This window comes from Streptococcus marimammalium DSM 18627 (assembly GCF_000380045.1).
Taxonomy (GTDB): domain Bacteria; phylum Bacillota; class Bacilli; order Lactobacillales; family Streptococcaceae; genus Streptococcus; species Streptococcus marimammalium.
Genome location: NZ_KB904351.1, coordinates 45,216 through 67,556, shown reverse-complemented (window position 1 = coordinate 67,556; position 22,341 = coordinate 45,216). Strand labels below are relative to the sequence as shown.

The 22,341-nt window shown below is 32.7% G+C and carries 25 protein-coding genes and 1 riboswitch; of the genes, 1 reads left to right on the top strand and 24 read right to left on the bottom strand.

Features of this window, described 5'->3' with window-relative positions; translation table 11 throughout:
- Positions 1 to 120: 120 nt before the first annotated feature.
- From A3I1_RS0103695 to A3I1_RS0103665, 7 genes are all read right to left on the bottom strand, one after another.
- Positions 121 to 1,572, bottom strand: coding sequence for a PTS transporter subunit IIC (locus A3I1_RS0103695; protein WP_018369964.1), 1,452 nt, complete (start codon positions 1,570 to 1,572; stop codon positions 121 to 123).
- A gap of 26 nt (positions 1,573 to 1,598) precedes the next feature.
- Positions 1,599 to 1,904, bottom strand: a complete 306-nt coding sequence (locus A3I1_RS0103690; RefSeq protein WP_018369963.1) for a PTS sugar transporter subunit IIB — start codon at positions 1,902 to 1,904, stop codon at positions 1,599 to 1,601.
- On the bottom strand, positions 1,897 to 2,367 hold the full coding sequence (locus A3I1_RS0103685; protein WP_018369962.1) for a PTS sugar transporter subunit IIA: 471 nt from the start codon (positions 2,365 to 2,367) through the stop codon (positions 1,897 to 1,899). Before A3I1_RS0103685 ends, A3I1_RS0103690 begins: the two co-directional genes overlap by 8 nt.
- A 310-nt stretch (positions 2,368 to 2,677) precedes the next feature.
- Positions 2,678 to 3,199 (bottom strand): folate family ECF transporter S component, encoded by a 522-nt coding sequence (locus A3I1_RS0103680; protein WP_018369961.1) that lies wholly within the window; start codon positions 3,197 to 3,199, stop codon positions 2,678 to 2,680.
- A gap of 98 nt (positions 3,200 to 3,297) precedes the next feature.
- Positions 3,298 to 3,406: riboswitch (THF riboswitch) on the bottom strand.
- A gap of 111 nt (positions 3,407 to 3,517) precedes the next feature.
- Positions 3,518 to 4,405 carry an aldose 1-epimerase family protein gene (locus tag A3I1_RS0103675; RefSeq protein ID WP_018369960.1) on the bottom strand — a complete coding sequence of 296 codons (888 nt, stop codon included), beginning with the start codon at positions 4,403 to 4,405 and terminating at the stop codon, positions 3,518 to 3,520.
- A gap of 20 nt (positions 4,406 to 4,425) precedes the next feature.
- Positions 4,426 to 5,406: a tagatose-bisphosphate aldolase gene (gene lacD, locus A3I1_RS0103670; protein ID WP_018369959.1), complete on the bottom strand. Its 981-nt coding sequence runs from the start codon at positions 5,404 to 5,406 to the stop codon at positions 4,426 to 4,428.
- A 2-nt stretch (positions 5,407 to 5,408) separates the two neighbouring features.
- Positions 5,409 to 6,338, bottom strand: a complete 930-nt coding sequence (locus A3I1_RS0103665; protein ID WP_018369958.1) for a tagatose-6-phosphate kinase — start codon at positions 6,336 to 6,338, stop codon at positions 5,409 to 5,411.
- Between the two features lie 285 nt (positions 6,339 to 6,623).
- Between A3I1_RS0103665 and A3I1_RS0103660 the strand changes: the two genes are divergently transcribed.
- Positions 6,624 to 7,388, top strand: a complete 765-nt coding sequence (locus A3I1_RS0103660) for a DeoR/GlpR family DNA-binding transcription regulator (protein WP_018369957.1) — start codon at positions 6,624 to 6,626, stop codon at positions 7,386 to 7,388.
- Positions 7,389 to 7,444: 56 nt separating this feature from the next.
- Here the strand turns inward: A3I1_RS0103660 and A3I1_RS0103655 are convergent, their stop codons facing one another.
- The 17 genes from A3I1_RS0103655 to asnS all read right to left on the bottom strand — a co-directional run bounded on the left by A3I1_RS0103655 (position 7,445) and on the right by asnS (position 22,332).
- Positions 7,445 to 8,842, bottom strand: a complete 1,398-nt coding sequence (locus tag A3I1_RS0103655) for a C69 family dipeptidase (protein ID WP_018369956.1) — start codon at positions 8,840 to 8,842, stop codon at positions 7,445 to 7,447.
- A gap of 9 nt (positions 8,843 to 8,851) precedes the next feature.
- Positions 8,852 to 9,763 carry a DNA-binding protein WhiA gene (whiA, locus tag A3I1_RS0103650; RefSeq protein WP_018369955.1) on the bottom strand — a complete coding sequence of 304 codons (912 nt, stop codon included), beginning with the start codon at positions 9,761 to 9,763 and terminating at the stop codon, positions 8,852 to 8,854.
- The gene (locus tag A3I1_RS0103645) at positions 9,760 to 10,737 is read right to left on the bottom strand and encodes a YvcK family protein (RefSeq protein ID WP_018369954.1); all 978 of its coding nucleotides are present in this window, start codon (positions 10,735 to 10,737) and stop codon (positions 9,760 to 9,762) included. The genes whiA and A3I1_RS0103645 overlap by 4 nt, the downstream gene beginning before the upstream one ends.
- Entirely contained in the window at positions 10,734 to 11,624 is an 891-nt protein-coding gene (rapZ, locus tag A3I1_RS0103640) for an RNase adapter RapZ (protein ID WP_018369953.1), read from the bottom strand. The genes A3I1_RS0103645 and rapZ overlap by 4 nt, the downstream gene beginning before the upstream one ends.
- Before the next feature lie 82 nt (positions 11,625 to 11,706).
- Positions 11,707 to 12,264, bottom strand: coding sequence for a TlpA family protein disulfide reductase (locus A3I1_RS0103635; RefSeq protein ID WP_018369952.1), 558 nt, complete (start codon positions 12,262 to 12,264; stop codon positions 11,707 to 11,709).
- A 13-nt stretch (positions 12,265 to 12,277) separates the two neighbouring features.
- Positions 12,278 to 12,991 carry a cytochrome c biogenesis CcdA family protein gene (locus A3I1_RS0103630; protein WP_018369951.1) on the bottom strand — a complete coding sequence of 238 codons (714 nt, stop codon included), beginning with the start codon at positions 12,989 to 12,991 and terminating at the stop codon, positions 12,278 to 12,280.
- A gap of 60 nt (positions 12,992 to 13,051) precedes the next feature.
- The gene (locus A3I1_RS0103625) at positions 13,052 to 14,242 is read right to left on the bottom strand and encodes an MFS transporter (RefSeq protein WP_018369950.1); all 1,191 of its coding nucleotides are present in this window, start codon (positions 14,240 to 14,242) and stop codon (positions 13,052 to 13,054) included.
- 138 nt (positions 14,243 to 14,380) lie between these two features.
- Positions 14,381 to 14,992 carry a CPBP family intramembrane glutamic endopeptidase gene (locus A3I1_RS07880; protein WP_018369949.1) on the bottom strand — a complete coding sequence of 204 codons (612 nt, stop codon included), beginning with the start codon at positions 14,990 to 14,992 and terminating at the stop codon, positions 14,381 to 14,383.
- Positions 14,993 to 15,017: 25 nt separating this feature from the next.
- Positions 15,018 to 15,182: a hypothetical protein gene (locus A3I1_RS08495; protein WP_018369948.1), complete on the bottom strand. Its 165-nt coding sequence runs from the start codon at positions 15,180 to 15,182 to the stop codon at positions 15,018 to 15,020.
- A 64-nt stretch (positions 15,183 to 15,246) separates the two neighbouring features.
- A complete protein-coding gene (locus A3I1_RS0103610) occupies positions 15,247 to 15,582 on the bottom strand; it encodes a hypothetical protein (protein ID WP_018369947.1) in 336 nt (111 codons plus the stop codon).
- Between the two features lie 15 nt (positions 15,583 to 15,597).
- Complete coding sequence (locus A3I1_RS0103605) at positions 15,598 to 15,924, bottom strand: hypothetical protein (protein WP_018369946.1); 327 nt, start codon at positions 15,922 to 15,924, stop codon at positions 15,598 to 15,600.
- Positions 15,925 to 16,150: 226 nt separating this feature from the next.
- On the bottom strand, positions 16,151 to 16,312 hold the full coding sequence (locus tag A3I1_RS08490) for a hypothetical protein (protein ID WP_018369944.1): 162 nt from the start codon (positions 16,310 to 16,312) through the stop codon (positions 16,151 to 16,153).
- A 199-nt stretch (positions 16,313 to 16,511) separates the two neighbouring features.
- Positions 16,512 to 17,117, bottom strand: a complete 606-nt coding sequence (locus A3I1_RS0103590) for a CPBP family intramembrane glutamic endopeptidase (RefSeq protein ID WP_018369943.1) — start codon at positions 17,115 to 17,117, stop codon at positions 16,512 to 16,514.
- Positions 17,118 to 17,945: 828 nt separating this feature from the next.
- Complete coding sequence (locus tag A3I1_RS07875; RefSeq protein ID WP_018369942.1) at positions 17,946 to 18,281, bottom strand: hypothetical protein; 336 nt, start codon at positions 18,279 to 18,281, stop codon at positions 17,946 to 17,948.
- 222 nt (positions 18,282 to 18,503) lie between these two features.
- Positions 18,504 to 19,826: a sensor histidine kinase gene (locus A3I1_RS0103580; RefSeq protein WP_026216748.1), complete on the bottom strand. Its 1,323-nt coding sequence runs from the start codon at positions 19,824 to 19,826 to the stop codon at positions 18,504 to 18,506.
- An 11-nt stretch (positions 19,827 to 19,837) separates the two neighbouring features.
- Positions 19,838 to 20,575: a response regulator transcription factor gene (locus tag A3I1_RS0103575; protein WP_018369940.1), complete on the bottom strand. Its 738-nt coding sequence runs from the start codon at positions 20,573 to 20,575 to the stop codon at positions 19,838 to 19,840.
- Positions 20,576 to 20,991: 416 nt separating this feature from the next.
- Positions 20,992 to 22,332: an asparagine--tRNA ligase gene (asnS, locus tag A3I1_RS0103570; protein ID WP_018369939.1), complete on the bottom strand. Its 1,341-nt coding sequence runs from the start codon at positions 22,330 to 22,332 to the stop codon at positions 20,992 to 20,994.
- Positions 22,333 to 22,341 lie beyond the last annotated feature (9 nt).

Below are 22,341 nucleotides of genomic sequence, written 5' to 3'. Positions count from 1 at the left end.
TGAAATAAACAACAAATAACTATTAAAATACTTATAAAATAACAAAAGGAATAAATATTATTTATCCCTTTCATTATAGTAGTAAACATTTCTTTCAAAATTATTTAGAAAGCATTAATATTATTTAGCAGCAGCTTTAACATATTCTTCATTACGTACTTTCATTTGTTTTGCATACCAGAAGAAAATACCAAGATAAAATGCTAAATAGACAAAGAAGCCGATAACAAAAGCAATTTGACCTGTTGTTGCTTGTCCAATAAGATAACCAAAGATTTTTTCCATTGGTCCTTCCAAAGTGGAGTGAGTGATTAAAGCATCTGCAGGAGCATTAGCTGGGAATGCTTGAACATTTTTTGCAAGTTCTGTTGCAAATGGTGCAATCATTGTCCCAGATAATAAGAATAATGGTAATAACAGTGCGCCGATTAAAATCATACGAAGAAGACGGCCACGAGTAACTACAAGAAGTGCAGGAGTCATACCCATAGCAATAATACCTGCAAGAGGTAAGATTCCATTACCAACATTTGAAAGAAGGACAGCTTCGATAAGCATTATTGGCGCTAAAATGTTAGCACATGCCCAAATTTCAGCACGACCTGCAATAAATGGCCAGTCAAGTCCGATATTGAAACGACGTCCTCCCATTTTGCTGTTTGCAAAGTTTGTGATTCCTTGAGATAGAGGTTCAACAGAGGCGATAAACCATGAACCAATGATTGAGAACAGTTCTAAGCTGGCACCAGCTGTGAAACCAAGAACAAACCATCCTTGAACACTTTCAAAAGAAAGTGTTGGATTACCCATAATACCAATAACAAAACCTAAAACCATACCGATAAAGAATTTTGAACCCCAGAAACCAATTTTTTGGTTCAATTTAGCAGCATCAAAGTCGTATTTGTCTAACCATGGGAAAACTTTATCAAAAATTTTATCTAAAATCATGATAACTGGATTCATCATGTAGTTAAGGTGAGTTGAGGTCATTGGAGAATTATGATCAGTATTTAACAAATCGTCAAATGTTGGTTTCATTAAGTCTGAATTGATAATTTTTAGAACACCAACAAGAACAATAGCAGCAATAGCAACTAATAAGCCAACAATTGTTGAAACGTCATTACGTTCTGCGTACCACATAATAAGGAGTCCAGTAATAGATAAATGCCAAATGTTAAAGATATCAACATCAAGTGTATTCGTCTTATTAAGAATAATCATAACGATATTTACAATAATCATAATTAATAAAAATAATAAGGTGTATGGGGAACCCCAAGTAATAGTTGCAAGTGGAGCCCAACCAACGTCGATAATATTTAACGTAATTCCTGTATTTTCAACAAAGGCTTGAAGTGATGCAGAAAATGCGCCAGTAAGCATACCAATAATAGCTCCCACACCTGTAAGAGCGATTGCTAATTTTATGCCCCCCTCCAAGGCTTTTGAGAATTTAACACCAAATAACATGGCTAAACCTGTCATAACGATTAACATAATAACAGGGGCACCCAATTTAATAATTGGATCAAAGAATTTATTAACGATTTCAATAAACTGTTGCATGATATTTTTTTCTCCTTAATATTTAATTATTTTAAATCATGTTCTTTAATGATTTCTTCAATTTTGTCAAAAACTGGCTGGCTCATTGCTGGAATACGATAAAGAATTGGTCCAGCTTCAACCATAGGAATCTTTAAATCAAAACTTAAATCAGTTTTAGCAATTGGGGCAAAAATATCATAGCGATTAACCATTTCTTCAGTAATATCTTTAACCATAACAGCATCTGCTATTACTGAATAACCTTTAGCTGACAATTCTGTTTCAATTGCATTTTTAATTTGATGGCTAGAATTAACACCAGCTCCACAAGCTGCCAATATTTTAATCATAGTGTAATACTCCTTTTTGTATTAAATATTTTTTAATAACATCTTTAGAATCCATTTTTCCTAATTCTTCCAGGTTACCTTTTTCAACAAAAAATGACATTAATTGAGACAAAACATCTGTTTGTCTATCATTTTTATCATTAATAATAAAGAAAAATGAATTAACGTAGCACTCTTCTTCAGGATTAATCATATGTTTAAAAACTAAAGATTTACTATTTTTAACATAGACAATCCGATTGGTTAAACAATATTTTGTTTCAGTATGAGGTATGGCTGCATATAGAATATCTGACCCATCCATCAAATCAATTCTCAAACCTGTAGGAAATTCTTTTTCTCTTTCTTTCAAAGCTTCTTTATATTCTTTAGTCACATAACCAACTTTCTCTAAGATATTGGCAACGCTTTCAAAGAGTTGTTCTTGATTGGACACATCTGTTAGTAAAATATCTTCAAACATTTGTTCTCCTTTTTTACCTTTATACATGTATAAAATTGTAATAAAATAGCCTAAAACGTCATTCTTTTTGTTTGACCTAAGTTTTATTTAATCAAATAATAACATAAATGTAACAGTTTGTCAACCTATTTTGTTGTTTTATTGTTGTTTTATTGTTGTTTTATGTTTTGTTTTCAACAAATGGCGTTTTCACTACAATAAGTCAACAAAATCAACATTTCATCTAATTTAGTTTTATATAAAATTTTTGAGACTAACTGTCATCAAAAAAACATTCTTGTTAAATTAATAGAACAAGAATGTTTTCTTTTTATTTTTTAATTGGCATTTCAAAAATATTAAAACGTTCAACTCCTTTTATAAGAAGAATCAAAATAATAATATGTATTGGTAATTGAATTACATTCGAAATTAATCGAGTGATGAAAGTTTCATAAAATGGTAATTGATAAAGGACAACTAACCAAATTGTATTTAATATAGAACTGATTGTGATACTATAAAAAATTTGAGCCGTAATAATTCTCTTTAAATTGAAAGGTTTTTTATATAAAAAATAACCATAGATTAAGCCTGTTAAAGCTGCACTAATTGTAAAACCAGGGAAAAACGGGCCTGTTGGTCTGATAAAAAAACCACCAATATCAGACACTGCACCTACTATCATTGCAACTCCAGGACCAAGAAGTGAACCTGCTATAGCAATAACATCAGACGCAAAACGTATTTCTACAATTTGAGAAATAGGTAATTTAAAAAATCCCATCACAATAGCTAGTGATGCTAATATAGTGGCTAATGTTAGAACCCTAACATTCTTAAGTTGTAACATAAATAATACCTCCAATGCAGATGGTACCAGTTACTACATCATTGGTTTTATACCACTCTATAGATAAGAAAAATCATTACCTTATAGAAAAAAGATGTAGCAGCGGGATGCGACTACGAAACCGCAAAAAGACAGTTCTCTCTTTTTTTCGTCCTAATGACAACTCCCCGTTCATCAGGCACTTGACGCTTCATAATCTACTCTGCTATTTTTTTTGAACTAATATTTATTATAGTGTTATTTCTTTAAAATTGCAAGCTCAAAAAAAGTATTTCACCATCCATGAAATACTTTTAATGTTAATAATTTTATTTAAAATTATCCTAAGACCCTTATATCAAATGAATAAGATTTCAACTCATTAGGTTTTGCAAATTGAATATGACGTTTTTCTTCAAAAACATCAGATTCTTCAAGCGACGTTGACAAACCTAACCATGGTTCCAAAGCAATGAATGGTCCTTTGTTTGGTGTTGTCCACAAAATGAGTGCAGGAAAATCGTTAAAGACTACTTCAATACCCTTATCATGATTTTTAGACAAAAGTTTAACTCTTCTTGATTCTAGTTGATCAAGTGTAATAGCATCTTCTTTGAATAAATCAAATGATAGTGGTAAGATTTTTTCTTGGTTAAAAAAATCTTTTCTATCTAACAAATCTAAAAGACCTGTCTCAGGAAACTGTTTTGGAATAGTTGTAGATTCAATTTTTTCAAACTCTAAGTAGTAATCATCGTAAGACTCACCATCTTTAATTGGACAATTAAATCCTGGATGACCCCCAATAAAGAATGGCATTTGCTTAGAATCTTTATTCTTAATTTGATACTCTGTTGTAATTGTTTTATCAGATAGAGTATAAAGAATAGTTAGTTCAAAAGAAAAAGGATAATTGTCTAACATTTCTTTAGTAGATTGAATACTAAACGCAATACTATTTTCGTCGTGATGAGTCACATCAAATACTTTTTTACGAACTAATCCATGACGAGGAAGACTTCCCTCAACATGATTAGCTGAAGCAAAAATAGTTTTGTCATCCCTCACACTACCACAATTTGGAAATAGTACTGGTGCTTGCCCACTCCAATAGTTAGCTTCGCCTTGCCAAAGATACTCGATACCCTCTTTATCTTTGATAGATGTTAAAGTGGCACCATTTTCACTAAAGGTTACTGTTAAAAAGTCATTACTTAAACTTAACATCTTTTTATCCTTTATTATTCTTAAACTTTTTCAGTCCAAGGAGTAGCCGTTTTTTCAATGACTTTGTTTAATTCGTCAATATTATTAAATCCTGTTGTACGTAGCCATTCCACAGCAGCGTCTTTACCTTCTTTAATATAAACTTCAACCGAACCAGCCCAAGTTGCTCGACCACAAAGAACACCATTAAATTTAGCGCCAGCTTCATGTGCAAATACAAGTGTTTCTTGGAAAAGTTTGCTACTTACACCAGCACTCAAGTAAATGTATGGTAAGTTACTTGCTGCTTCTTGATCACGGAAGTATTGCGCTGCTTCTTCTTTAGTGTAAACCACTTCACCAGTTGCAAACCCTTCAACATAGTTCATGTTAACTGGTACTTCAACTTTTAAAACATCAACATTGTAGCGATCTTCTGAAAAGACTTTCATTGCTTCAATCACTTTTCTTGGTTTTATTTTAGCATATTCTGCACCTGAAGAGTCTTTGATTTTTTCATCATATGAAACAATTTCAAGATAGAAAGGAATGTCCTCGGCAACACATTCTGAACCAATTCTTTCAATATATGCTTTCTTTTGAAGGTTAGTATAATCATCACTATCTACATCATAATAAAGAAGGAATTTAATAGCGTCTGCACCTTGTTCTTTCAAACGTTTAACAGACCACTCAACTAAACAGTCTGGTAAGCGAGTTGTTGTTGTCGCATCATAACCTGTTTTTTCATAAGCAAGTAATAGACCAGCATTTTCATCTTTAACGTCAACAGCTGGAAGACCAAATTCTGGGTCTAAAAGAATTGATGAAGAATATTTGGTTAATTCTTCTGATACTAAACTCTTTAATTCTTCCATTTGTGCTACAGCCGGTTCTTCAGCTTGATGTTGTGACATCATTCTTTTTAATGCACCACGTTGGTCAAAGGCAAGTGCTGAAATCACACCATCTTTATTTGAGAGTTTTTCCATGTAACGACGTTTTTGTTCTGTAAGTACCATTTTTATACCTCTTCTACTTTAATTTGTTTATATAAGTTATCATAGTTTGCCATGTTAACATGACCAGTCATTTTTTCTTGGGCATTAAGCATACCAAGAACGTTAGCTTTTGTAAGAAGTTCTTCATCACTTTCATTGTGTAAAAGTGCTGATGAAATGCCAGCTACCGTTGAGTCCCCTGAACCCACTGGATTAACAACAGAAATTTTTGGAATAGTGACACGATAGAAAGTACCGTTGTGTTTTGCAAAAGCTCCTTTAGATCCTAAAGAAACAACAATCCATTCAATTCCTGAGAATAAATCATCATTTAGAACTGTTTTTAACTCTTCAATATCTGAAGAAACAGATCGACCCAATAATTGAGACAATTCTTCTAAGTTTGGTTTAATAACCGTAGGTTTATTTTTAGATGCTAAAACAGTTTCTAAAGCTTTACCTGAACAATCTAGCACTACTTTTTTATGGTAAGTGTTAGCTATTTCAATCATTCTTGAGTAATAATCTTGTTCAAGACCATCAGGTAAACTACCAGAAATAGCCACGACCTCTGCTTGTTTTAAAATAATTTTAAAATGATTGAGAAAGCCCTCGCTCTCATCAAGATCAAGCATTGGACCTTTTTCTAAAATTTCTGTTTGATTACCATCATGAAGAATAGCCACACAATTTCTTGTATCACGACTAATACTAAAGAAACATTTTTTGATGCTTTCGTCTAAATGTTCAATCAAATACTGACCAGTTGTGCCTCCAATACACCCACTAGCCATGACTTTATCGCCAAGTTCAGATAAAACTCTAGTAACATTTAACCCTTTGCCACCAGGCGTTTTAACAACTTCAGAGACCCGGTTGACAGTATCCAAATCCAAATTATCTAAATGATATGAAATATCAACAGATGGATTCATGGTAATGGTTAATATCATTACATTCTCCTTTCATTTTATGGGATGTTATCTCATCTTAATGCCTTCAAAGGTAATTAAATTTCAGTTTGATAAGGTGATAACACAGTCAAAATTACTAATTAATTATCTTATTCACACTCTTCTAATATAAACCAAAACAAACACAAAGTCAAGTTTTTATGTTTATATTTGTTTGTATTTATTTGTTTTTTTTAGGGTTGAAAAATAAATTGATTGAAAAAAATTAGGCTCTATGCTATGATAAATCTAAAATCAGTCAACTATTATGTGAAGGAGTATGACATGTTAAAAAGAGAGCGCTTACAAAGGATTCTTAAAAAAGTTAACAATGAGGGCCTCATCACAGTTCAAGAAATTATTGCTGAGTTAGATGTTTCAGATATGACTGTTCGAAGGGATTTAGATGAATTAGAAAAAAATGGTAAATTAATTCGAGTGCATGGTGGTGCACAAAGTATTAGTCAAAATAGTTTCTATGAACGTTCAAATACTGAAAAACTGACAAAACAAATTAACGAAAAACAAGAAATTGCTACTACGGCTGCTAAATTAATTAAAGATAGTGAAACGATTTTTCTTGGTCCTGGAACAACAATTGAATGTCTTGCAAGAGAACTACGACAACGTAATTTACGTATTATCACTAATAGTCTACCAGTTTTCAACATTTTAAAAGATTGCCAATCAGTTGATCTCATTCTTCTTGGAGGAGAGTATCGAGATATTACTGGTGCTTTTGTGGGAAGCTTTGCCAATAACTATGTTAAATCTTTAAAATTTTCAAAGACTTTTATTAGTGCAAATGCCATCTATAAAGAACGAGTAGCTACCTATAGTGAGTCAGAAGGTGAGTTGCTCAATATTGTTTTGAATAATTCTATTCAAAAAATACTACTAGCTGATCACACAAAGTTTGGACGCTATGATTTCTATGTTTTTTATAAAACTAATTATTTTGATTATTTAATAACAGATGCCAATATCACTCAAGAAAATCAAAAGCTTTATAATCAATATACTAAAATTATTATTCCTGAACAACCATAATAAAAAAGCATTGCTATCAATGCTTTTTTATTATACGTATTATTATTAATGCTTTATTAATCACTGACTGAAAATCGATTAGTCATTAAATTACTGGCATCATGAAGAAGTTTTCCTAAGAGAAGATTGGTTTTATCTTCTACATAGTCACTCATAGTTTGATTTTCTTGTTCAAAATCAATTGTTTCACCTTGAGCAAGTGCTTTATCAACTTTTAACAATTGCTCATGTCCTTTTGCCATAATTTTTTGATTGTAGCTTTCAATATCTCCTTCATGTTGTCTAAAATGAGGGTCACTAATAGCTGCTATCAAGCGATTGGTCCAGTAAAAACTGCTAGTTGTCACTGTCTCAGGTGTATAGGCAAAATACTCTGGTGTTTTACTGATTTGTGTGAAAAAAGGCACCATAGTATTAAAAGGCATAGAACCAAAACTTAACCATTGTATGCCTGTGGTTTCTTTAGGTTTATCAGGACGAAGTTGTAAAAGAGCTGTCTGGATAGTTCTATTGATGCCAATAGGTCTAAAGGCTTTTTTAGAGTGTTCATTACCTTCAAGTCCATAAGGATCATATTCTGTATTTTGAAAATGACCACTTAAAACATATTTAATGTCCTCAACAGTAATCTTGCGATAGGGTTTTTGACACCAAGGAATGAAAAAACTAGTTGGCTCTTGCTTTATTTCAGGATTTAAAAACTGTTGAATAAACCAAGATCTTGGTGTGTTATACTGTCTATCTTTATCCTTTTGACTACCAAAAGCTAGCCTTGGGTTAAAATGCTCATGACTATAATTCAACTCAAGATGATTTTCTTTAATAAATTCTCGAAGACCTGATGAGTAAAGAAAATGATCAGGATTATTAAACTCAAAATAATCTATACCTAATTGATTTGGGTTGGTGACATAGGCATTATCTGGTACTCGTCTTGCAATCCAGTGGTGCCCACCGACTGTTTCCATCCACCAAATCTCATTAACATCTGAAAAAGCAATGCCATTAGATTCATAAGTACCAAACTCTTCAAGAATTTTACCCAAACGTTCTACACCCTCACGCGCCGAATGGATATAAGGCAAGACAAGTGTCACCATGTCTTCCTCACCAACACCAGATGAAACTAATGGATCAGCTCCTAAGACACGACTATTTGTTGTGATAGTTTCAGTCGCACTCATGGCAACATTTTCCTCATTTATTCCTGCTGCTGCCCAAAGACCATCTTTTCTAAGAGCATCTGGAACAGCAGTATAACACATAGGTGTCTCATCAAGTGACATTTCAAATGATGATAAAACCGAATGATATTTCTTTGGTTGATCTTCCTTATTAAAGACTACAAAATGTTTTGGTGTGAATTCGCCATTTTGTGAATCTTCTGTTCTTGCAATCATAGTTGAGCCATCATAACTAGCATTTTTGCCAACTAGAATTGTTGTACATCCCATATTTTCCTCCTATAATTCTTCTGCTATTTTATTTATTTTTCGTAAACGATGATTAACACCACTTTTGGTTAACGGAAACTCTAAATTATCAGCAATTTCTTGTAATGAATATTCTGGATGAGTAACTCTAATTTGAGCAATTTGTTGAAGCTCAATAGGTAAACTATCTAAACCAATAGTATCGTTTATTTTACTGATATTATTAATGAGTTTCATACTAGCATTAATAGTTCTTGTGATATTCGCAGTTTCAACATTGTTAGCGCGGTTAATATCATTTCTTGCTTCTTTTATTAACTTGATTTCTTCAAATGTTTCTCTGGCTGCCATGGCATTAATAACAATCAAGAAGTCCATGATATCATCGGCTTTTTGAAGATAAGTGACAGCACCATTTTTTCGTTCAATGACTTTGGCATCCAGTAGAAATTTTTTCATAAGGTTGGCTAAATCATAGGCGTGATCTGAATAAACAGAAAAAATTTCCAACTGATATTTGCCAGAATCTGGTTCTCTAATCGTTCCTGCTGATAAAAATGCACCTCTTAAATAAGATCGTCCTGCCTCATCATCAGTGAGAATATGAATGTCAATACCTGTTGAAAAGCCAAAGAAAGAATCAGCTAATTGTAATTGTGATAAAATTTTGTCAACTTGTTTTTCAATAAAAACATGATAAACGCGATTTTTTTTAAGATTTGTTTTTTGATGATATCTGATGTCTGGTTTAACGTGACATAATTTTTCAAGCATTTCATAGATATGTCTTGCAACCTTAGCATTTTCTGTTGAAACTGACAAAGTTAAACCATTACTTGTCAACCCTAAATTTCCAGACATTTTAATAATTGCTGATAGTTCATAATTATCAGCATTTGAAGTGATTAAAACTTCTTCTTTAACTGTGGTTGTAAAACTCATAGCCCCCGCCCTTTAATCAAACTCATCAACTCTTCTACTACTAAATCACCATGATGGAAAGCACCGCCATTTTCTAATCGTAAGAAGTTTGAGGAGATGACACGTTTTACTTGTTTGGTTAGTCCTTTAAAATCATGTTCTACTTGGACCAAATATTCATCAAACTGGTGATTATCCATATAGCCTTTGGGGACAGGTTCAATATTAACTAGTACTGTATCAATAATATCTTTTCCAAGATGTTTATTTAAAACGGCAACGTGATCACTATCTCTAAAATGCTCAGTCTCACCATACTGAGTCATGATGTTACAGACATAGGCTATTTCAGCTGATGTTTCTAAGAGGGCTTCTTTAATCTCTGGAATCACTAAGCTTGGTAAAATAGAAGTAAATAAAGAGCCTGGTCCTAAAACAATCATATCACTTTCCATAATGCTTTCTACCACTTTTCGACTAGCTTTAGGAACAACATCATTATAAGTATTAGTCACATAAACATAATCAATCATTCCTTTATAGTTTGCAATTTGACTTTCTCCTACCACTTCATGCCCATCTTGAAAAATGGCGTGAAGGGTTAGGGCTTGCTCACTTGCTGGTAAAATTTTTCCAGTAACATGAAAAAATTTTGAAAGTAGTTGGATAGCATTGTAGGTTGAACCTTGCATCTCCGCAATTCCTGCAATAATCAAATTTCCTAAAGGATGACCAGCTAAAGCACCATCATTTTCACTGAAACGGTATTGAAAAATTTGTTCATAAAATTTTGGCATATCACTCATTGCCACTAAAACATTGCGTAAATCTCCTGGAGGCACTAATTGCATGACAGACCTAAGCTCACCAGAACTCCCACCATCATCTGCAACCGTTACAATCGCAACAATATCAACATTTTGATGACGTAAACTATTTAAAATAACTGGCATACCTGTGCCGCCACCAATGACGGTTATTTTGGGTTTTTTCATGAGCGATTTAAAGTCTCCTTGCGTTTTTGGTAGTCTCTATGGCTTTCATTGACTGGCCAATCTTGTTTTAAGTCCTTTGCAATACGGTGAGCAAAAGCGACACTTCTGTGTTGACCCCCAGTACAACCAATAGCAATGGTTAAGGTTGATTTTCCTTCTTTTCGATAACTTGGTAATATTGGCTGTAACAGCGTCATTAAATGGCCATAGAAGTCTTCTGATTCTTGATGGTTCATCACGTAGTCATAAACGGGTTGATCTAGTCCAGTCATTGGCCTTAGCTCAGGTTGGTAATGAGGATTTGGCAAAAAACGCACATCAAAAACAAGGTCCGCATCTAAAGGTAATCCGTATTTGAAACCAAAACTAATCACTTCTATACGAAACATTTTTTGTTGATTATCTCCGGAAAACTGATCAACAATCGTTTGACGGAGTTGTCTAGGTGTTAGGGTTGTTGTATCTACCACATTTTGACTAAGGCTTTTTAGAGGTGCTAACAATTCTCTTTCTAATTTTATGCCATCTAAAATACGACCATCCGCAGACAAAGGATGACTTCTTCTGGTTTCTTTGTAGCGTGAAATCAACTCACCGTCTGTGGCATCGAGAAATAGAATTTTAACAGAAATTTGATCATTAAGTTCTAAATTATCTAAAATATTGGTTAATTCAGAAAAGAATAAACGACTTCTCATATCAACCACTAAAGCCACTTTATGATTTTCATTAGCTTGTAAAACCAACTCTAAAAACTTGGGCATGAGGGTTGGTGGCATATTATCAATGGTGAAATAACCCAAATCTTCAAACGATTGGATGGCAACCGTTTTCCCAGCTCCACTCATTCCAGTGACAATAACAAGGTTAATGGTTTGATCAGACATGGCAACTCCTTCTCTCTTTTTCTTTTCTATATTATATCAAAAAATTCACCATCCTTGTGGTGAATTTCTTTTTATGTTTGACTTATTTTAAAAGCGCCAATTGTTCTTCTAGCATTTCTTCATTGATTTGACCTGGATAATATTTTGCTAAGCTACCATCGCTATTAATGAATACATGTGTCGGAAAAGCTCTAATCGCATACTCTTCCATAAAGTGATCATTACTGTCAAAGTAAACGGGATAAGTGGCACCAAGTTCTTTTGCTGCCGCTAAAATAGTGGCAGAATCCTTGTCAGCAGGATTACTATTTTTAAATTGTTTATCGTTTGGTGAGGTGACAGATAAAAAGACAATATCATCATCTTCTTTAACATTTTGATAGACTTTTTCTAATTCTGGAAATTCTCGCTTACAAGGACCACACCAGCTCGCCCAGACATTAATATAAACTTTTTTTCCTTTCAAATCACTTAAGGAAATGGTTTCACCTTTATCATCTATCAAGGTGAAATCAGGTGCTTTTTCTGTCTTTGCTTCTTGAGTTGTTTCAACTTGACTCGAAGATTGTTTATCTTCTTTTGTGGTTGAGCAAGCTGTCAGTAAAAAAAGTGATGCTAATAATAAAAAATATTTTTTCATGGGTTAACCTTTCTTATATTAAATGATTCATAACAGTCGTAAATGATCCCGTCATGATGCTAATGCCAATCACAAGTAGAATAAGGCCTGAAACAATTTTAGTATAGCTGACAAATTTTACTTGTTGTTTAAAGAATTGGAGTATTTTCTGAGAAAAAATAGCCACTAGTAAAAACGGGAGCATAAAACCAATAGAATAAACTAACAAAAAGAGGATGCTAAGACTTCCTTGATGGGAACTGGCATAAAAGAAGACACTCGCTAAAATAGGACCGATACAGGGACTCCAAGAAAAACTAAAGGTAAATCCTAGTAAAAAAGCTAAGAGTGGCCCTACTTTTTGACCTACTTTATATATCGATTGTTTAGCTGAAAATTCTCTCAGTAGAAAGTCAATTTTAAGCCATCCCATTTGAAATAGTCCCATCGCAATCATCAAAATGCCACTAATCATCTGTAATAATTTTAAATGCTCATTTAAAAAACGACTTAAAAGACTACTCGCAAAGGCTAAGATAAAAAAAGTTAAAGCAATGCCTGAAATAAAACATAATGTATTAATCAGCACTCTTTTTTGCCGCTTGACTAAACGATCTTGACTGTTTTTATCACTATCTCCAGCTAAAATCCCAATATATATCGGTAAGATGGGTAAAACACAGGGAGAAAAAAAGGATAAAATGCCTTCTAAAAAGAGGGCGAATAGTGTGATGTTTTGGATTGCCATATCATCCTCCTTATGATTGTTATCGTTAAGACTAAATATTGACAAAACGATAGCGATTATTTACTCACTAACATCATCTGAAATAATAACATCTCTATTTTTAAAATAGAGTATCGGTGCTAGTAATACTAGCAATAAACCTAGCAAAATAAAGGTTCTTGCAAAACCACAATTATCAATCAACCAACCCGTGAAAGGAAAAACAATAATCATTGACAAGCTAAAACACATAGCGTTAACACTTAACAGCGTTGCTCTCACTTCACTTGGTAAATTGTGTTGTAGATCGTTGTTGAAAATGGGTAAAAATAAGGCATATAAGCCATTACTAAGAAGATAAATCAAAGCATAAAAGATGACATTTCCAGTGATAGCAAAAACAAAACTCAGTCCTGTTAGAAAGACCAAAATCGGAAAAATGCGTCTGGAATGCCATTTTTCACCAATACGACTAGCCAACCAAACGGCTAAAACATTGATGACACTCCCTAAAAGCATGATAAAACTAATTTGCCAAACGGTTAAATTTGGTAGTTCATTTTGATAGTAGAAATAAAACATACACATGATGCTAGCGACAAATTGAAAACTAAGCATCCAAAAGAGTAGCCCTGGTTTTTCTTTAAATTCTTTTGACACAACTAAAACGATTGATTTTAAAGTTGTCTGTTCACCTTCTTTAGCTTTTAACTGTGGTTCTTTCATCAGATAGATTAACCCAATACCAATCAATGACAAAACAATCATGATGTAGTAAGTATAATGTAAAAGACCATGAACAAAAAAACTAGCCATAACACTGCCAAGGGCTAATCCTGCTTCAACAAAGCCAGCAATGACACTTGTGATTTTTAAGTAGCGTGACTCAAGCCCCGCTTCTTTAGCCGACTCAAAAAGCATGGCAGAATCTGTTCCTGAGCTAAAATTATAACCCAAGGCGGTTAGAATCATGGCGATGGCATAAATCCAGAAATTGCCTTGTCCTAAAATCATTAAAAGACTGGATAGGATAGTCATCACTCGACTGATATAAAGATTGGTTTTATAGGTGAATCGATCTGCCAGCATGCCTGAAGGAATTTCAAAAAGAATACTAGTTCCATGAAATAGACTTTCCAAAAGACCAACTTCTAATAAACTCATCCCGTTTTGGCTAAGAAATAAGACCCAAAAAGTGGTAATGCCAAAAAAGGATAGGAAATCTAATCCTCCAAGAAGGCTGATATTGCGACGATATTTTTTCTGATACATGCTGTTTTATTCTCCCTTACTATCAGACATTATATCATAAAAGACCCTGCCGATTCAGTCCTGTATGGAATAATTTTGAAAAAATTTAATAAGGTAATTGGTGTCGTTGCCGATGTTGTTATAGTCATTATTGGTCAGTTATACTAGTAATGGCACTATCAAAATAATAGTATTAATCCCTGCATGACATAAGATTGAAACCCATAAATTGTTGCTCTTTTTATAGGCAGTACCTAATATTGCTCCAAAGAGTGCATAATAGCCAAATGAAGCAAATGTTTCTGGACCATGTAGGATTGAAAAAATGCTAGAAGTGAGTACAATACCCCACCATGTGTTTTTAAAAGCACCTTTTTGGATAAATCCTCTTAAAAACAACTCTTCTTCCAATGGAGCAAAAATGGTAATGCTTAAAACTAATAATAATTGATAACCATCTGTCATCAAACTATTATTAATATCAGTACCCGACTGTGAATGAAGAACAAAAACAGAACTGTAAATACCGGAATATAAAAAAATTGTCACCAAAGACACAAGAAAAATTAACCATTGCTTTTTAGTTGGAAAACGAAGTTTGTCTATCTCAGACTTTTGAAAATACCGAAAACTAAGCCACAATAGAATGATCTCTAACACCACTTGAACGATATCATTTACCGCTCTATTATCAAAACGAAACATGTATAAGATAGCCCCCAAAAAAAGAGGACCTAATAACCCAATAAAAAAATTACCTACTCTTGCCAAATTCTTCTCCTTTTTTTGAATTCATTTATCGAAAAAGCCATCTAAGCATTCTTAACCAGATGGAATTCCCTTTTTTCTGTGATAATTCTTTTTTATAACGCTCACGCTCATCTTTCATACCGTCTTTAAGTACAAAATAAACAATAAGTACAGTTCCTAAAATAAAAATCAGTTCCTTTAACCATTGCATCATTTTCTCCTTTTATTTTTTATTTTAATAGCACAGGTTATTTGCTTAACCTGTCCTATTAATTTTACATCATCGCAATTGGGCCATATAGTTTAAGATTTGGTTTGACGTATTCAAAATGGAAACGATCATAGGATTTCCATGCTTGATAGGCATCAGCTTCCAACTTTAATTGTCCAATCCCAACCAAAAGACTAGCCGTTTGATAAAATTTTTCCAATTCTAGCAATATAACATTATCAATCTTTTTGTTTTTTTCAATAGTTCTCATGATACCATCAATATTACTTTGAAATTTTTGTTCATCTCCCAACCCTTTTTTAGAGTTTTGGAAATTTTGATTTAAAGTATTGATAAGTGTAGTTGCTTGTTTAAGTGTATCATTTGTAAATGTTGCCATTATAACTTCCTCCAATCATCCAAGTGACAGTTTTAAAAATCGAAATACTAAAAAATGAAACAGTGAAACAGTCCCCGCCCTTGATAAACAATCAATAGTATCAATTAATTTTCTAGCGTCTTCAGGAAGCGTCACACCCGCAGTCACAATTTTTTTATTGACCGTTGTCACAAATTCCTTTGCTCTCTGTCGCAGGATCACATCATTTGACTTGCCTTCTTCTAGGAACACTAAAAAAATCTTGGTCAAGTGATTTAAATTGATTTTTTCATTGAGAGTGTACTCATCTCTAATGATTTGATACAAGTTTTTAACTGTTGCTTTTAGTGCCTTTTTCAACATTATTGACCCCTTTCTTGTCTCTAACCAGTAGATAACCTTCATTACAAAATCATAACTTCTTTTGATTATCCTTTAAAAGCAAAAGGATATATCTTGCTTGTCGTTTCAGATGAGCTGTTTAATGCCTGAATTTGATGCCATATCTCACTGCCTTCTTTCGATAAAACAATACCACCAGGCATTAGATGTCTTCCAAATACTATAACAAAGCGACGTATTTTAGAAGCTACCACAGCTTCACTTCTTCTTTGGAGTGACGAAGGTCTAAAAATTCCTGGATCGTTTTGAGAGCATTTTGTTTAGACTCACTAGCAATAGCCATGGCAGCAATTTCTTTTTCCAAGCTTGTCACTAAAGCAATACTTTTTTCTTTATAAGAGGTTGTCATAATTTTTTCCTTCCTTTTTACATCATTGCGTATGTCATTGATTTTTAATACCATAGTGATGTTTTTATAACTAAATAATAGCACAATAAGTTATTTTAGTTATCCTTTTTCCTAAACAGTCATTAAAACGTCCTGAATGGTAAAATCAGTGTTTTTTGAGAAATAATAAGACATTTATATGACTGGATAACTTAATGATTTAAAATAACAATACGTAAAGAGTTATGAAGCTATTATATCCCGTATGACATAGTATCGGTACGAGTAGATTTTTACTTGATTTTAAAGAGAGGGCGAAAATGGATGAAGAAAGTGCATAATAGATAAATGAAACGACATTACTAGGTTCATGCAATAGAGCAAAGACGCAAGTCGTTAAGATTATACCTAACCAAGAATTTTTAAAAACACCTTCTTGTATTAACCCTCTGAACGTTAATTCTTCTTGAATTGGGGCTAAAACTGAAACAGTAACAATAAATAAAAGACTGAGTCCTTTCGTCATTTCTTCATAAAGATAATCAGAATTATTAGTTGTTACATCAAAAATACTGGTATAAATGAAAAGTAGTGCAATAGAAAGTCCTAAAAAGAACAACCATTGAAAAAATTGTTTTTTACTTAGAAAACTGAGACTAACAACATTTTCTTTTTTAATAAACCAAATAAATAGCGATAAAAGTAAAAGATTGATGATTATAAATAATAGTTCATTTTTACCTCTCATATTGAGATTATACTTCAAGGCACCAGAAATAACTGGTAACATCATTCCTATAAAAAAGTATTTAATTTTTTTGAACATGTTATTCTCCTATAACTAAAAAGTGAACATGATTTTTGGAAGAGATTTTCCAAATGTTTATGTTTTTTGTTAATCTATTATCTCAAAAATTAAGAGAAATATTCTATTAAATCCTAAACAGTCGTTGAACTATCATAAATGGGAAATAATAACCATTTAAAATTAAAAATCAACTCTTTAGGAAGGATGACTCAAAATAATTTTTTAATAGTTTTACCATTCTGGACGTTTTAATTTACATATCCATGAAAAGATTTTTATAAAAGCGTATTTATATAGTTGTTTGATAATTATCAAACTAAAATTATTTTTTGTAGCATAAAAGAAGATTAGATATCATCTGGTCTTCTTTTTAATTAAGTTTTTAATAACCAAATATAGTTGATAAATTGTTATTATTTAGAAATATTATTTTTAATATTAATAATTAGAAGAAAATTAAATATAGAAAATGCAAAAGTATTTAAAATTAAAAATAGTGGGTTTGAACTCTTGAAAAAATTAAAGAATATTAAGCAATCAACAAGAGTTGAAACCATTTGGTCTGATTTAAAAAACTTTTAAAACGCTTTGAAATCTGTAAGGATGTACGATCCGTTTTTAATGATTTATTAATCAACCAATAGATAGATACTTCAAATAAAGAGCTGTACAATAGTAACCACCATATCTTCAAATAAGGAATAGATAACATTAATCCAGTCAGACCAGATAGTATGATATTTAATAACATTGGTAACAGTACTTTGTATTTATTCATGAGTTGTCCCTTTCTTTTAACAAATAATTTAATCTTTCAGAAAAATCTCAATCTCTAAAATGATATCTTTATATCTTAAAGAAGGTGCCATGTCCTTTGTCACTGTATTTAGCATTAGTTTCTTCAATAGAGCGGTAAAGTTCACTTTCCTCAGTGGTCAATGTCACTGGTCCATCATGCTTAATAGCACCAATCTCTTTGATTAACCACTTCACTTTTAAAGAAATACTTAAAACACTACCACCTTTTGGCGAAATTTCTTTAAGCCCTTCATCAATTTTAGCCACTATGGCTTGATGAAAGGTATCGTCATAAGATGCCATTTTTTCTTTGAAGGATTCTATTAAGGGCACAATAGTAGTTTGAAATTCTGCTGTTTTATCAGCTTTTTTTGTATGAAACATTTGTATAACCTCCAGTAAATATTCTCATGTTAGTGAATAACTTTATAAGTTTAGTATAGCACAACAAGCTTTTTTATCATTATCTTTTCCTAAACAGTCATCGAAATGTCCCAAATGGTAATCAGTGACTACCTGACTAAATAATAAGTTCAACTATAATATTCTGGTAAATATAACAATAAACTCTTTAGATAGTTTTACCATCTAGAGAGTTTATTTCATTTATAAATATATCTCCAAAACTTGACTAAAATGATAGTTCTGTGCACTGGTTTTTAGAGAAACATTGGGATAGTGTTCAACAATTTTCATGACATTATATAAACCAATGCCTCTTCCTTCGCCTTTGGTGCTCACTCCATAGTCATAGAGGCTTGAAATAGCAATCGTTTCTTCTTTGATGGTGTTTTCCACTATAAATAATTGCTTATTACCCGATGAAAGAAAGGCAATCGACATTTCTCTTGGCTTTGCTTCTATCGCATTATCACAAAGGATTGAAACAACCGTGATAAAGTCAATTAAGTCCATTTTTTGAACTTCAATGACTTCAGGAACATCAATGCTGACTGAAATCTGTTTTTCTGTTGCCTGAAAAAATTTAGTAGCCAGTAAACTCTTTAATGCTGGATTGTTGACATTGACCAATCGTCCTAAATCATATTTATGATTTTTAAAGTTCACATCAGAATCTTTGAGAACAGAATTATAAATAGCTTTGACTTGATTGATATCCTCAGATTCAATGCCCAGTCTCAATGTTGTCAATAAATTGATATAGTCATGACGAAAACTTCTAATTTCCTTATAAAGTTCTTCAATTTGCTTATTATATTTTTCCATTCCCTGCAATTGCAAATCTTTTTGGAAACTTAACTGCTCTTGCACTTGCTTACGCAAACGTCTATCCATTTGATTAATAAGACTCATGAAAAAAATTAAGTAAATCACAAACATGAAATTACGGTAATTCTCCGTTCCAATTAGCTTCTCATAATCTAAATAACTAAGTAATCCATAAACTAAATGATATAAGAACATTATGAAATTAGCAAAATAAATAATATTTTTTTCTTTAATATCCAGGAAAATTTTCTTCAATTTAGTAAAGTCATACTGTAACCATTTTAAAAAAAATAAACAATAAGACGTAACAATAATATTAACCATTAAATACCAAAAATAATTGTTTAGCAACTGCTCTTTAAAACCCAAAATTGGTAATACAAAAGAAACAATCATTCTATTAAAAAGAATGTAGAGCGTTGGTGAAAACAAACCATAAAAAATTAACAACACTATTGGTAATGGTCTTAGAAAAAGGAAAGAGAGGAGTGTCATATAGAGAGGATAATCAAAATAAGACAAAAAATTAATTTTAAAGATAGTAATTAAAGTTACTGACAATACTGCAATCGGTAATCGAATAATAATAGCTAAGAAGATTTCTTTCAAAGATAACCTTCTTTGATTAACTTTTGAAAATAAAAGTAAATCAAGAGACAAAGAAATAAATGGAAATACTATAAACAAAAAGGTAGACATGAATTTTTCCATTAGTGCAAGCCCTCAACAATCTTTACAATAGTATTAATCTTTTGTCTTGAAACGAGGCAACTAGTACCATTTGGAAAATAAACGACTCTGTCTTGTCTATCTACCTTAAGAACATTTGCCGGATTAATGGCAAAAGAGCGGTGACATTGAATGAAGCGTTTGTCCTGCTTTAAAATTTCAGATAAACTAGCCGTAAATTCCATTCTATCGTTTTTGGTGTAGAGGATAACACGATGTGGTCGTGGTGATGTTTCGATATAATAGACTTCATTGAAAGGGTACTGAACTTGGGCGAACTTAGATTTAAAATAGAAGGACTCTTCTGCCACTGTTCTGCTATCTTTTTGGTCAACATAGATAAGAGTTGTTTCAATTCTTTCTTCAAACTCTTCTTGAGAGAGTTCTTTAGCAATAAAGTCTAAAGCAGCGACTTGATAACGAAAGGTGAGCGGCATAAACTCAGTATGTGTGGTCACAAAAACAATAATCGCATAGGGATCAATCGCCCTAATTTGTTTTGCCACTTCTAACCCTTTCAACTCGTCTGTTTTGATTTCAATATCCAAGAAAAACAGCTGGTGTGCTCCTTTTTCTTCAATCGCCTCTAATAATTGATTGGCTTTCCCAAATACTTCCAATTTTTTAGGAGAAATGCCATGCTTTCTTGTTAGTTCTTTAATAGCTGTTTCCATTCGTGTTTGTTGAATAAAATCATCTTCTAAGACAAATATATTCACTTCATTTCCCTCTTACTTTCCATCACTTTGTTAGGATTACTTTCAAACTCATGTAGTAATGATTATCCATTTTTAATAATATGATTAGTCCTATCAATGATAGGTTATCATAAAACATGACGTTTTATTACCCAAATCTCAAAAGGTCATCAAAACGTCTTAAACTGTTTTTCTCATTGATAACGAAGTAGAATTCTCTTTTTTCTTTGATTATTCCTATTTTTCAATTATCTATTTTATCATAAAATTAACTTCTTTAACATCTGACAAAATGCATTTTTATCTAAAAATTGGAAAAATTAATTCTCAATTTTTAACATTATAGTTACTATCAGCAGTATGATAAATGCTATAAAATCACTTTTTCAAACTAAAAAAAAGCAACTCCTAGGAGTCACTCTTTTCTTCTTATCTTTTTATGGTTTCAAGCGGTGTAGCATACGTGGGAATGGAATAGCTTCGCGGATATGTTCATTGCCTGTGACAAAGGTTACCATACGTTCTAGGCCTAAGCCAAAACCAGAATGTGGCACGCTACCGTACTTACGAAGATCTAAATACCAACCGTATTCTTCTTCGGATAGACCGAATTCAGCAATTTTAGTTTTTAAATAGTCATAGTCAGTCGCACGCTCACTACCACCAATAATCTCGCCATAACCTTCTGGTGCAATCAAGTCGGCACAAATGACCACGTCATCTCTCGTTGGGTGTGGTTTCATGTAGAAGGCTTTAATCGCTTTTGGATAGTTCATGATGAAGGTTGGCACACCGTAGTAGTTTGACACAAAGGTTTCATGTGGTGAGCCAAAATCATCACCCCACTCGATTGGTTCGTAATCATTTTCGGCTGCTTTTTCTTGCAATAAAGCAATCGCATCATCATAGGTCACGCGCTTGAAGGGTTCGTTGAGGTATTTCTCTAAAAGACTTCTGTCGCGTTCTAAAACATCAAGCGCATAGCCTTGATTATCCAACACTGCTTTGATTAAGAACTTAATATAGGCTTCTTGAATATCAAGGGATTCTTCGTGTTGGACAAAGGCCATCTCTGGTTCAATCATCCAAAATTCCGTCAAATGACGTCTTGTTTTTGATTTCTCAGCACGGAAAGTCGGACCAAAGGTAAAGACCTTACCAAGAGCCATTGCCCCTGCTTCTGCGTAAAGTTGACCAGTTTGGCTTAGAAAGGCTGGTTGGCCAAAATAATCTGTTTCAAATAGTTCTGTGGTCCCTTCAGGCGCTGATCCTGTTAAAATTGGTGAATCAATCTTGATGAAGCCTTCTTTGTTAAAGAATTCATACGTCGCACGAATCAGCTCATTACGGATTAACATGATGGCATGTTGCTTACGCGATCTCAACCAAAGGTGACGATGGTCCATCAAGAAATCTGTTCCATGTTCTTTTGGTGTGATTGGGTATTCATCACTTTCACCAACCACTTCAAGGTCAACAACATCTAACTCATAACCAAATTTTGAACGTTCATCTTCTTTAACAATTCCTTTAACAAGGACAGATGTTTCTTGGCTTAGCTTTTTAATCGTATTAAATTTTTCTAAGCCTACTTCTTCACCAAATTTTTCAATAAAGTTTGGTTTAAAGGCAACCGCTTGGAAAAAAGCAGTTCCATCACGAAGTTGTAGAAAGGCTAATTTCCCTTTTCCTGATTTATTGGCAACCCAAGCACCGATGGTGACTTCTTGACCAACATAGTTCTTAACATCAATAATTGATACGTATTCTTTTGACATAATCTCTCT